10 protein-coding genes are annotated in these 12,096 nt (G+C 41.7%); 1 reads left to right on the plus strand and 9 read right to left on the minus strand.

The window, feature by feature from the left end; genetic code table 11:
* Nucleotides 1–147, plus strand: a 147-nt coding sequence (locus ENH88_RS15755) for a cell division topological specificity factor MinE (protein ID WP_304183861.1), incomplete at its 5' end; no start/stop codon positions are given.
* A gap of 47 nt (nt 148–194) precedes the next feature.
* On the opposite strand, the gene ENH88_RS15760 is transcribed toward ENH88_RS15755, so the two are convergent.
* The 9 genes from ENH88_RS15760 to ENH88_RS15800 all read right to left on the minus strand — a co-directional run bounded on the left by ENH88_RS15760 (nt 195) and on the right by ENH88_RS15800 (nt 11,949).
* Nucleotides 195–548: a DUF1428 domain-containing protein gene (locus tag ENH88_RS15760; RefSeq protein WP_304183616.1), complete on the minus strand. Its 354-nt coding sequence runs from the start codon at nt 546–548 to the stop codon at nt 195–197.
* A gap of 29 nt (nt 549–577) precedes the next feature.
* On the minus strand, nt 578–949 hold the full coding sequence (locus tag ENH88_RS15765; protein WP_304183618.1) for a YciI family protein: 372 nt from the start codon (nt 947–949) through the stop codon (nt 578–580).
* Nucleotides 950–983: 34 nt separating this feature from the next.
* Nucleotides 984–1,844 (minus strand): YciI family protein, encoded by an 861-nt coding sequence (locus ENH88_RS15770; RefSeq protein WP_304183621.1) that lies wholly within the window; start codon nt 1,842–1,844, stop codon nt 984–986.
* 109 nt (nt 1,845–1,953) lie between these two features.
* Nucleotides 1,954–3,240: an RNA polymerase sigma factor gene (locus tag ENH88_RS15775; RefSeq protein WP_304183624.1), complete on the minus strand. Its 1,287-nt coding sequence runs from the start codon at nt 3,238–3,240 to the stop codon at nt 1,954–1,956.
* A 270-nt stretch (nt 3,241–3,510) separates the two neighbouring features.
* Nucleotides 3,511–3,933, minus strand: a complete 423-nt coding sequence (locus tag ENH88_RS15780; protein WP_304183626.1) for a GNAT family N-acetyltransferase — start codon at nt 3,931–3,933, stop codon at nt 3,511–3,513.
* Nucleotides 3,934–3,953: 20 nt separating this feature from the next.
* Nucleotides 3,954–4,913 (minus strand): isoaspartyl peptidase/L-asparaginase family protein, encoded by a 960-nt coding sequence (locus ENH88_RS15785; protein WP_304183628.1) that lies wholly within the window; start codon nt 4,911–4,913, stop codon nt 3,954–3,956.
* A gap of 88 nt (nt 4,914–5,001) precedes the next feature.
* Entirely contained in the window at nt 5,002–6,063 is a 1,062-nt protein-coding gene (locus ENH88_RS15790) for an alpha-mannosidase (RefSeq protein ID WP_304183631.1), read from the minus strand.
* Between the two features lie 155 nt (nt 6,064–6,218).
* Nucleotides 6,219–9,002: a discoidin domain-containing protein gene (locus tag ENH88_RS15795; RefSeq protein ID WP_304183632.1), complete on the minus strand. Its 2,784-nt coding sequence runs from the start codon at nt 9,000–9,002 to the stop codon at nt 6,219–6,221.
* 52 nt (nt 9,003–9,054) lie between these two features.
* Entirely contained in the window at nt 9,055–11,949 is a 2,895-nt protein-coding gene (locus ENH88_RS15800) for a TonB-dependent receptor (RefSeq protein WP_304183635.1), read from the minus strand.
* Between the last annotated feature and the right edge of the window lie 147 nt (nt 11,950–12,096).

The raw sequence follows: 12,096 nt of genomic DNA on the forward strand, positions 1-12,096 counted from the left end.
CAACTAAAACAAGATATTCTTGATGTTATCCGTAAATACGTCAACATCAGTAATGACGCGGTACAAGTCCAATTCGATCAAAACGAAGACGACTTAGCAGTATTAGAACTCAACGTCACTTTACCGGATGAAGAGAAAAAACCATGAAAATTAGGGCGCTATTTAAGCGCCCTATTTATATTTTGCACACTCAGTTAGCGTTCAACAATCGCCTTAAAACTGCCAAAAATGAGACGTTTACCGTCAAATGGCAATGGGTTTTGCTGTATGTCGCAGATTGGATCTTGCATAAATTTAGCCATGCCTTCGTCTCTGGCGGCTTTTGATGGCCACGTTACCCACGAAAATACCACCGTTTCATTTTCTTGGCACTTTACTGCCTGTAAAAACGAGGTATGTGTCCCATCGGGAACGTCATCACCCCAGGCTTCAATCACCTGGATTGCACCGCATTGTTTAAACACCTTCGCCGCTTTATCTGCATGCTCAACATATTCGGCCTGTCTATTTGTGGGGACTGCACACACAAATCCATCAATATAACTCATTGTAATTCTCCTTTTATGTTTACCTATGCCTAATAGCCTTGGTTATCAGTGGTTTGTAGCTCTCTAACGGGCCTTATTTCAATACTGCCATAGCGAGCGGGAGGTATTTTACTGGCAACGTGTATCGCTTCATTAAGGTCTTTCACGTCTAATAAATAAAAACCAGCGAGTTGCTCTTTAGTTTCAGCAAAAGGGCCATCTGTTATTTCTACTTGACCACTGCGAACCCGTAATGTGGTTGCAATTGTCGTTGACTGTAATGCCTGCCCGCCAAGCATATAATTTCGTTCACGCAATGAATCACCACAAGCAAGGCATTCTTGATTCAATGCATCCCACTGCTGTTGCGATAATTTTTGCATTGTTGCTTCATCGTAATAAACCAGTGCCACATATTTCATATCAATACCTGCTTATTTTATAAATTAATGTCAATTAGTTGCCATCAGGGCTTGGTAACATTAGCATCCAACCAATACCGAATTTGTCCGTTACTTGACCATACAAAGGTGACCAGAAAGTCTGCTCCAATGGCATCCTTACCTGACCGCCATCGGCTAAGGCAGCAAATACACTACGCAAGGTTTGCTCCGAATCAATTGTTAGGGTTAGATTAAAGCCAGAATAACTAACCCCATCACCTTGGTTATCGATACAACCATCTGTCGCTAAAATTTTCATCCCAGCGAGGGTAAATTCGCTATGCATTATCTTATCGTCAAAATTGGCAGGAATTGCGCCTTCGGGGATCGGCTCTGGACTCTCATTAAAGCGAAACATCATAGCTATTTTTGCATTAAGGTGGGTCTGATAATAGGTTAATGCTTCTTCACAGCGGCCTGAGAAAAACAGATAACAACTTGCTTTAGCCTGCTGCATTACAATGTTTTGCTGTAATTTATGCTCTTGCTCAGCAATACTGCCATCGGTGTCTACTTCTGCGAAATCGGCCATTTCATAAAAAGGTCGGATCTCAATATCGGACTCTTCACTCATCGGGTTAGGACACTTTTTAACCCAAGCTATCGCCTCATCCATTGAGTTCACATTCCAGATCCAGTAACCAGCAACGAGCTCATTAGTCTCTGCAAAGGGTCCTTTGGTTACAATCCGCTCAGTATTACTAAAACGCACACGAACCCCTTCCTTGCTTGGCTTTAAACCATCACCTGAGGCCATGATCCCCGCGGCCACGAGCTGTTCATTATAGTCTCCCATAGCACTTAGCAGCGCTTTATCGGGTAATTCACCATTTTCTGAACTGTTGCTTGCTTTGACTATTACCATAACTTTCATTTTGCATACTCCTTTGTGTTTTTACATGAATTAAAAATAGCGCTTCATGTAATAATCGAATGGCAAAACATAAAATCGACAGATATTTAAAAATATTTTATAAAAATTTCTAAATGTGTCCTAAAGCAACTAATTTACGCTGCAGTACTCGCTGCTCAGGGATTTGTTTGGTAAGGGTTAAAGCATATTCAAGTGCGGCGCGAGCCTCTTTTTTACGCCCTACCCGAGTTAAAAATTCGGCATAAGTGGCATAACAAAGATGATATTTTTGCATTACTTTTTGCTGTAATAGTTGCTCGACTAACACTAAAGCTGCCTCAGGGCCATGATGCATAGCCACTGCAACAGCACGATTAAGCTCAATAACGGGGGAAGGTGCCACTTGTAATAGTAAAGAATACCAAGCCAAGATCTGCTCCCAGTCGGTATTTTTTGCATCTGACGCCTGGGCATGTACTGCAGCAATGGCCGCTTGGATAGTATAAAAACCATATTCCCTCTTAGCCGTAGCACTTTGCACTAACGCTATTCCCTCTTGGATCAGCGCTTGGTCCCATAGACTGCGGTCTTGCTCTGCTAAAAGAATGATATCGCCATCTTTATTCGTTCGCGCATTGTGGCGAGATCCGTTAAGTAACATTAACGCAAGCAAGCCCGTTATTTCTGTGTCGGATAATAATGACTGCAGCAGCCGTGCTAGGCGAATAGCCTCAACGGTTAACTCAGTTCGCGTCACGCTATCGCCGAAAGAGGATGAATAACCTTCGTTATACACTAGGTAAATAACAGATAGCACAGCGTCAACTCTGTTCTCTAACTCTTCTTGTGATGGAATTTGAAAGGGTATATTGGCGTCACGAATTTTCTGTTTGCCACGCACGATGCGTTGTGCCATGGTCGATACAGAGGTTAAAAATGCACTTGCAATCTCTTCCGTTGTTAAGCCACACACTTCACGTAAGGTGAGTGCAATCTGGACTTTAATATCAATTGCGGGGTGACAACAGGTAAAAATCAAGCGCAGTTGATCATCTGCAATCAACTCATCATCTACTGCATTTGCTAGAGCAAACTCATCAGTAATAATAGCCTCTTCAGCAGAGTCATTTGCTAATTGCTGCACAATTTCGCTATGACGGTGTTGTCGTCGTAACTGATCAATTGCTTTAAAGCGACCAGTAGAGACAAGCCAGTTGGCGGGTTTATTTGGAATGCCTTCAGATTCCCACTTGCTAAGCGCGGCACTAAACGCATCATGTAGCGCTTCTTCTGCGAGTTCAAAGTCCCCTAACAAACGGATCAAAGTAGCGTATATGCGCCGTCCTTCATCACGATATATAGCTGCTAGTTTATTTTTTACCGCATCATTTGTGACGCGTGTATTGTCTTTATTCATCAACCGCCTAGCTTGTTTTAGCTGAGAAATGACGCGCTGACATTTTACTGCTGATGCCAACGAACATCTCACAATTTACCCAAAACAGTAGCGCAGTAAAGCACAATTTTCAAACAAACCTGCCACTAAATCCTGCACGCCAGCTGCTCAAAGGAGTCTTTTGTGGTGTACGTGTAGAAAGGTAACGGCGTCTGCATGCAAACAATTCGCGATCTCGACAAGCTAATAGATGAATTAGCTAAAGGTAAACCGCGGAAAAAGTTTTCAGGCTTAGTTTTCATTCCATTGCATATGGTACTCAAACTGATCATCCCCCGTTACTACAAAACCAAGTTGCTGGTATAAATGAAAAGCAGGGTTGTGTTTTAATACGGTCAATTTAATTTTAGCTACGCGCGTTTTAAGTCTATTAATAACTGCACTTCCATAACCTTTTCCTTGATATTCAGGCGCTATTTGTAATTGCATTAACTCGATTTCAGCCGACTTCTGTGTAAATTTAACGGCCCCTATTAATTTTTTGTTCGCATAAATCAGCTGATACGCCACAAAGTTATCCATTAAACGTATATTATGCTGATGTTCAGTTAAATAAATACCTTCACGCTCAAGGTGCTCCACCATAGTCGCTAAGCGCAACGCCATTAAAAATGACTTATCCCCCTCAGTTGCTTGTATAAATTCCAACGCCAACGTGTTCTCCTTATTTTGCTTTAAAGTATGCTTGAAGCATCGAGTAATTGACTCCCTGCCTTTGATGTTACGGCATAATTAAAACCGGGCTGAATACAAAACGAGCCATATTCGCCTGATTTACTCAAAGCTAAAAAACCGACTTGAAATTGTTTATAATCACCCAATTTATGAGCAATTCGCTCAACTGCGGCCTTACACGCTTGAGTAGGTGTCATACCTTGGCGCATCATTTCAACGACTAAATGACAGCCCACCGTTTTGATCATTAATTCCCCCATGCCTGTTGCTGTCGCAGCACCAACTTCATTATCCACATACAGTCCAGCCCCGATAATAGGTGAATCTCCTACTCTGCCTGACATTTTAAATGCCGCGCCACTGGTGGTGCAAGCTCCTGATAAATCGCCATTACTATCAAGCGCTAACATGCCTATAGTATCGTGGTTTTCAATATTGATCACCGGCGCATATTTTGATTCCACCAGCCAATCCTGCCAGGCTTTTTTTGCTTTGCTAGTTAATAGGTTTTGCTCTTGAAAACCCTGAGATTTAGCAAATTGCAACGCACCTTCGCCCACCAGCATGACATGCGGAGTTTTATCCATCACTAAACGAGCAACAGAAATTGGGTGCATAATGTGCTGTAAACATGCAACAGAGCCACAGTTTTGATTTTCATCCATAATGCAGGCATCAAGCGTAACGTTCCCTTCTCGATCAGGATAACCTCCATAGCCAACTGTCATCACATCAGGATCGGCTTCAGGAATTCGCACACCGGCTTCCACTGCATCAATGGCTTTACCATGCTCAGCAAGTATCTGCCATGCAGCTTTATTGGCAGCCAATCCGTGTTGCCATGTCGAGACTACGATAGGCTTATTAACTTTACTTTTAGCTACTGTCTTAAACGGTATTAATGCAACAGCACTTGAAATAGCTGATAACTTTAAAAAGTCACGTCTGTTATTGATCATTATTGTTTCCTTATCAAACTTGCTAGCATTGGCTGTAAAGCAAGCGATTTAATTTAACCACGGCTCGCCTATGAGTTGGTATATCTGTTTAATCTTTAACTGAGCGTATATTTAAAGACAGCTGAAAACGTTCACTCCAATAATGAGTTCGTTTTAAATAGTAGTCCGCAGCTAAAGGGCTGTAGTCAAGATACTTATAGTCACCCACTTGCTTCTCAATCGCAGGCTCGATCTGAGTCCCTTCGTGCCATTCATTAAATGAAGTCACCCCGATAAAGGTTGGAGCCACTGCAATTGCTTTTTTAAACATCGCGTCATAGTACTTTCCAGCTTCGCGTGCCCTGAAGTTTTTTTTGTTCCAAGGACGAATTCTATCGTCGGCATACCCAGGGCCGACACTTGGAATAAACAATTTATTGTGTTGCTTTGCCCACTTAGCTAGGTATGGCCAGTTTTTCGTGGTACTGCCATAAACAAAACCATCAACAGCAAAGTAGGTATAAAAGCCATCCATACCACTGTTTAAAAAGAATGACTCCTCTCCTTTATCAACCCACAGCCCGATAAAGTTAGCATCATACGTTTTACCTCTGACTGTTAATTCGCCTTTTGGTAACAGCACTTTCTGCCATTCACTGATTGGCATTTTGTATGAGTCATAAACATAATATAATGGCTTGCCTTGGTAATGATATAAAGCGGGATGTTGCCCAAAGCGCTGGTCTAGCTGTTTTACTACCTGTAAAAATTCAGCTGCACTGTGATAGATAGGTTCAATATGGAAGTTAACTTTAAGGCCAATTTTAGCGGCTTTATCCATAAAAATAGGCACTGAACTGGTACCAAAATCGCTATCACCCCACCAACTTAATATAATTACGCTAACCCCTGCTTGCTTCATCATCGCCAAATGTGTATCCATAATTGCTTCGTCGTTTGCACTGTAAGTACCTAATTCAGGATAGAAATTAGCACCAATGTCATCGCCGCCTGGGTAGCCTTTACGTCCCACAATAGGTTGATCACCGTAAGGTAATACCTGGTGATCCCAGTGCGCCCATTGACCATCAACTTTTAAGTTGCCATACCAACTGTAATAAAAAATATGCAGCCCACGCTGTTGAGATCCGGCTATAGATTCAGCAGTCACATAAAAACTGCATAATAAAAGGCTTATTAAAATGGCAGAGCACCTTTTTAATCGCGAAAGTTTATTCTTAAACAACATATTATTTACCGTTTCACCTAAAAAATAGGTAGCTTGGAGCGCTATTTAGCACTCACAAGCTACCAAAAAAATTAAAACTAAAATGGTTGCAGTGGGCCTATTAGTTCGAGTTCAGAAACGTGAACTTGCTGGGCATCGCCATTGTTAGCACTAATACTTAAACGATATAAGCTAAAGGCAAAACCATTCCCTATTGTAAAGAGACGTCGTTGGTTTAATTGTTCAAATTCCTCGTCTTTAAAGCTAGCTATTTCTAACCATGTTTTACCGCCATCATTTGAGCCTTGTAAGATGAAGTTTTTCGGATCTTTGTTGTTACTATCACTGCCATTCGTGATTGCGATATTAGTGACAATCTGTGCTTGGGGTAATGCAACATCAAGCCATACAGGTACAGTCTCCGTGGTAGCAGTCCATACCGTCGCTTTATCATCATCCGTTGCATTACTTTCTACCACTCCCTCTTGCTCGCCAGCACCTGCAAGGACTGATGATGCAGTTGCAGAATGATCAACTGAAGCAACCTGCGGACCTATTAGCTCGATCTCTGCTATTTGCATCAGCGTATCGTCGCCACGATTTTTAGTAATATTGAAGCGATAAAAACTAAAACCCAAATCGTTACTAAAAGTGAAAACACGACGCTGAAAACGCTGCTCAAAGTTCTCACCTAGCCAAGTACCAAGTGTGATCCAATTTTCACCGTCATTTGACGCTGCTAAGTTAAAGTTTTGCGGATCACGTGAGTCAGCATCGTTTGCACTTGTTAGTGCCAGCTTATTAACCGCTGTCGTGGCACTGAACTGTACCATTGCCCAAGATGGATTTTCCGCGCTTGGTGCGCCAGACCAATCATTATGGTCCAACCATTTGCTATCAACATTACCATCGAACGCTTTAACACCCGCCTCACCATCACCAATCTGATTACGAACGGTAATTATTGCATCGGCTGATAACGCATGATTTAAATCTGCCACTTTAGGCCCTACCAAGGCAATATCAGCAATTTTTAACTCGGCGCCAGCGGCAGTTTTAGTTATGCTTAAGCGATAGCTAGAAAATGCCAGTGTATTATTGGTCGCAAACGATAGCCTTTCGCCACGACGTTCAAATGTTTCATCTGAATAATCAGCTAAGTGAACCCATGTTTGCCCATCATCATTACTTGCAGCAAGTGAAAATGTAGCGGGATCACCATCTGCGTTTTGAGCATCTGAAATCAGTACTAACTTATCAACGGCAGCGGCTTGTGCGAGCGTAGCTGTGATCGAAACGGGTACTTCAGTTGTAGGCACATCAGAGACCCAACTTGTGGCATCATTATTATCAAATGCCAGCGCATAACTGTCACCTGCACTTGCAGATATTACAGCACTGCCAATTGGTTCAGCATGATCAACACTTGCATTTATAGGCCCCACAAAAGCAATCTCTGATAACTGCATTAAACCATCATCACCTCTATTTTTAGTGATATTTAAACGATACGAGTAAAATTCTAAACCATTGTCAAAACGAAACTCACGTCGTTGAAAGCGCTCATCAAAGTTCTCACCAATAAATTTAGCCAAGGTTAGCCAGTTTTCACCATCGACTGAACCTTGAATATTAAAGTTTTGAGGATCTCGAGACTCAGCATCATTAGCACTCGTAATGAACACACTATTCACAGCATGTTTTTCAGCAAAATCAACTTGGATCCAAGATGGATCTTGCTCACTTGGCGCACCTGACCAATCATTATGATCAAGCCACTTGGTATTAGTGTCACCATCAAATGCTTTACTTTCAGCTTCGTTGTCACTTATGCGATTACGAGCAGTGATCGTTGCTGTAGCAAGGTTTTCAGCATTGGTAATTTCTTTAACAGGGCCACTAGATGCGGCACCTTCAAGAAAAGGTAGCGCAACATCAATGACATCCTCAGCTGATAGCGCTAATTTATCTAGATAAGGAAAACTGGCAATGGTTTTCAACATTCGCTCACGCAATGGCTGTAAAGCAACTACATCGCCGTCATTGGCTAAGTTAATCGCGCTAATGAGTTCGTTAATAACACCCGCGACAGTTTCATCTTTACTAAGACTTGCAAATACTGCATTAGCTAAAGAAAGTTTAATAATATTAATGTCGGCCAATTGGTCTGTACAATTACCTTCACTATCGCAATCTTGGCCTACTACAAAATTATCGTAGCTTTCGGCACTGATCAATTGGGTATTAAAGACATTGGTTTTACTGTCGATCCCTAGTGCTTTTAGCACTAAACGTGAGTTATCTGATAAAGCTAATTCATATAACTCACGCACAGCAACATTTAAACCATTGGCAATACCTTGCTCAACTAAATGAGTGGCTGTTGTAGTTAAAGCATTTACTTGAAAATTAGCGTCCGCTACGCCATCACTTGTGGATGCGTAAGGCACATCAACATATGTTAAAGTCGCTAACTGCAGATCAGCAATCTCAGCGCCACTGAGCTGTTCACCGATTAGGTGTTCAGCACAGCTGGGCGCATCACACATCATCGTTGAGTTAGCATCCGTATTAACGGTCATCTTAAACATACCGTTAATACCAAAGCCTTGTTGACTTTCTATGCTCAGATTTACCATACCAGCAGCATCTGTTTGACTGTTAGACGTCACCTTAATATCTGAGCCATTCATTTGCTTTACAGTGACCGTTGCGAAACCTAATGTTCCTTTCACTGCACTACCGGCAATATCAGCAGAGGTAATATCAATTTTTGCTGGGATATCAGTCGGATCCGGATTATCCGCACCACCACACCCTGATAGGCCGATCATTGCTACTAGCATAATGCTAGATAGTTTACTAAGTTTGGGCTTATTCATGTTTATTCCTCTATACAATTCTTGGTTATTTGTTCCATCTCACTTGGCACGATTAAAAGCGGTAAGTTGCACCTGCGTAAAAACGACGACCACTGTATGCATTTTGAATAAAGCGGTTTTTAGTATCGTCACCTAGATGCATATAAGTATCTGATTGAGTGAGGTTAATAACGGAAGCAGATAACACGAGAGCATCAGTCAAGTTATAACTTGCATTGATGTCTACCTGATCATAGGCTTCATTGTAATAGTTCATTTCCCATGAGGCGTTGTAGCCTTGAACCGTTGGACCGCGCTTATTGTATGAGGCGCGAACACTGAATAAGTCATCTTCATAAAATACCGATAAATTCATCTGGTATTTAGAACTGCCGATCAAAGGTGACTCTCCCACCTTTTCGCCATCAAGCTCTACATTGGCTTGATTAGTGTTATTGCGGGTATAATTAGCATAAAGACCAAAGCCATTATCAAAGAAGTGCTGGATAAAAACTTCAGCACCTTCAGAAGAAGCATTCGTACCATTAGCAACAGTACTAAAATCCCGAACTGCAAAATTGTCGCCACTGACATTGACTTGCTCATCACCTGCGTTAGGTAAATTAAATGAAATGTCCGGTGCACTGCGGGTAACATCAATTATTAAAGGCACAACAAAGTTATCAACATCTTTTTTAAACAAGGCAATACCAAAGCCAGAGCCAGCTCCGTAGTAGTATTCTAAAGACATATCAAATTGGGTTGACTCAAATGGCGCTAGCTGGTTATTACCACCGGATCCTGTCCACCCTTCGCCATCAATAATTGCATCAAAATTGTCTGCCGCTGAGCGATCCGTTGAGTATTCATTCGACGTGTACGTTAAAGTCTGAAACTGGCCTAAATCATCATAACCAGGACGAGCCATGGTTTGTGATGCTGCTCCACGTAGTACCCAGTTGTCATCGATATCCCAGACTATATTAAAGCTGGGCAGCACCTTCGTTTCTGTACTCTCTTTTTCAATAAAAACAAAGTCTTCTACACGTTGTTGGTCGATTGGTAATTCATTGCCATTGTCGTCCTTCCAATCTAATCGGTAGGTGATTTTATCTGATGATCCGGTGGTCGTTTTGGTGCGCACTACGCGTACACCCAAATTACCCCGTACTTGTGAAAAACGATAATCAGCTTGCATATAAGCCGCTGTAATTTCTTCTTCAACACTATAAACATAGTTAGGCTCTATACGCGTATAATGAACAAAGTTTTCATTCAGATGATCTTGGTATTTATGCCAGTTTACGGCTGGGAATAAGTTCGTATTAATTACATCAGACAAGTTAGCTAATGAATCTGAATAAATTAAATCTGCAATATCCGGTATGCCGCCATTTTTAGAGTAATCATCATCCAAATCAATGGTGCCTTCAGCTTCACCTTTTGCTATATCAAAATCTGGGGAGAGATAAAAGCTGTTGCGAGTATCGCGATGAATTTTACCTTTGCGATATTTCGCACCAAAATGCAACGTTTCAATTACGCCATAATCCACAAAATAGTCAAAATCAATCTGTCCGTAATCTTCTTCTTGAGTACCGGTCACAAAACTAGAATCGGTGGCTGTTACGTCGGGTGCACCACCAATGCCTGCGGCCAAGTTACTGATCATACTTGGGTCCATATAAGTGGTCATGCGCCCATCAGAAAAATCGTAACCATAGTAAAGCGAGGATTCATTTGCATAATAAGCGGCACGATATTTTTCGGAAGGCCCACCTTCTGCTTCGGTATGGCCCAGCACTACTTTAACGTTGTAATTTTCACCTTCGTATTTAGCATAAAAATCATATGTATCAGAGCTGGATTCTTCAATCGTATATTCACCATTAATACGTGGGATAGGAGAAACAGCCTGAGTGCCAGATGCACCAACAGAGTAGTCAATACCTGTAACAAACTGAGACTCTTCATCAACACGAACATCGGTCCAGAAATTATCGTTATTGTTCCATTCTGGGTATTCTAATTGATTTAAAATTGAGTCTTGCCCCAATTTAAAATTAAAATAATTAAAGCCAAGTTCTAAGTTACTGGTTGGTCGCCATTGAGTAGTAAACTGGATCCCAGTTCGATTTCGCTCTTCGTTTAAGACTTCCTGAACCATACTTTGTGCAGCATAACCTTGCGCGCCGCCCTCAACCATTTGATTATCTTTCATTTCAGAATAAAGATAATTTTTATTCATGATATTGATACGCGAGCTTTGTGAGCGATTAGTGCGGTCTTGTTTTGTATAACCCACTAAAACCCCAAAGTCTTCATCATCATTTTTCCATGAATAAATACCACTAAACTGAGGTTCATACTTATCAGTAATATCAGAATTACTGGTTTCAAAATTAATGATCCCAGAGTTTTTATCCATATCAAGTGGCTTGCGGCTATACAACAAGACCGTACCGCCAATTCCGCCCTCATCAAGGCGAGCTTCTGAAGATTTATATACTTCAACGCGTTGGATCATGGTTGCAGGTAATAATGCGTATGAAAATGAACGCGATGGTTCACCGGGGGACGATGCTATAAAATTGCCATTTAATTGTGTGAAGGTTAAGTCCGATGATAAACCTCGAATACTAACAGAGGCGCCCTCACCGCCATCCCGTTGTATAATGACCCCAGGCACACGTTGCAATGAGTCTGCCACATTCTTATCTGGGAACTTACCAATATCTTCTGCGGTAATAGCGTCAACGGTTGCATTAGACAACCGCTTAATCGCTAAGTTTTCAGCTGCAGAGGCACGAATCCCCCTGACTTCAATTACTTCTAGGTCGCTCTCTTGGTCATTTTGTTCTTCTTGTGCGTATACGCTATTACAGCTTGTCATTACCGCTAGCAGCAGTGCGGATCTCTTAAATCGCCTTGAAATACCTGAAGCTCCCCGGCTGTTATTATTATTCATGTCTATCTCCAGTTTTATTGTGCGTTTTTTGTTGTGCTTGTTATCTAACCCATACAGCCTAGCAACTGATCAATCTTCCGATGGTTCAGAACAGGGTTAATAGATTGTTAAACTACTTTTCCAGAATAGGGTTCTGTTAAAGAAAGT

Source organism: Pseudoalteromonas prydzensis (assembly GCF_011050055.1).
In the GTDB taxonomy this organism is placed as follows: Bacteria; Pseudomonadota; Gammaproteobacteria; order Enterobacterales; family Alteromonadaceae; genus Pseudoalteromonas; species Pseudoalteromonas prydzensis_A.

Excerpts from the sequence above, each read along its gene's own strand:
- ENH88_RS15760 (WP_304183616.1), bottom strand. The coding sequence starts at position 548 with ATGAGTTATATTGATGGATTTGTGTGTGCAGTCCCCACAAATAGACAG.
- ENH88_RS15765 (WP_304183618.1), bottom strand. The coding sequence starts at position 949 with ATGAAATATGTGGCACTGGTTTATTACGATGAAGCAACAATGCAAAAA.
- ENH88_RS15770 (WP_304183621.1), bottom strand. The coding sequence starts at position 1,844 with ATGAAAGTTATGGTAATAGTCAAAGCAAGCAACAGTTCAGAAAATGGT.
- ENH88_RS15795 (WP_304183632.1), bottom strand. The coding sequence starts at position 9,002 with ATGAATAAGCCCAAACTTAGTAAACTATCTAGCATTATGCTAGTAGCA.
- ENH88_RS15800 (WP_304183635.1), bottom strand. The coding sequence starts at position 11,949 with ATGAATAATAATAACAGCCGGGGAGCTTCAGGTATTTCAAGGCGATTT.
- ENH88_RS15775 (WP_304183624.1), bottom strand. The coding sequence starts at position 3,240 with ATGAATAAAGACAATACACGCGTCACAAATGATGCGGTAAAAAATAAA.
- ENH88_RS15785 (WP_304183628.1), bottom strand. The coding sequence starts at position 4,913 with ATGATCAATAACAGACGTGACTTTTTAAAGTTATCAGCTATTTCAAGT.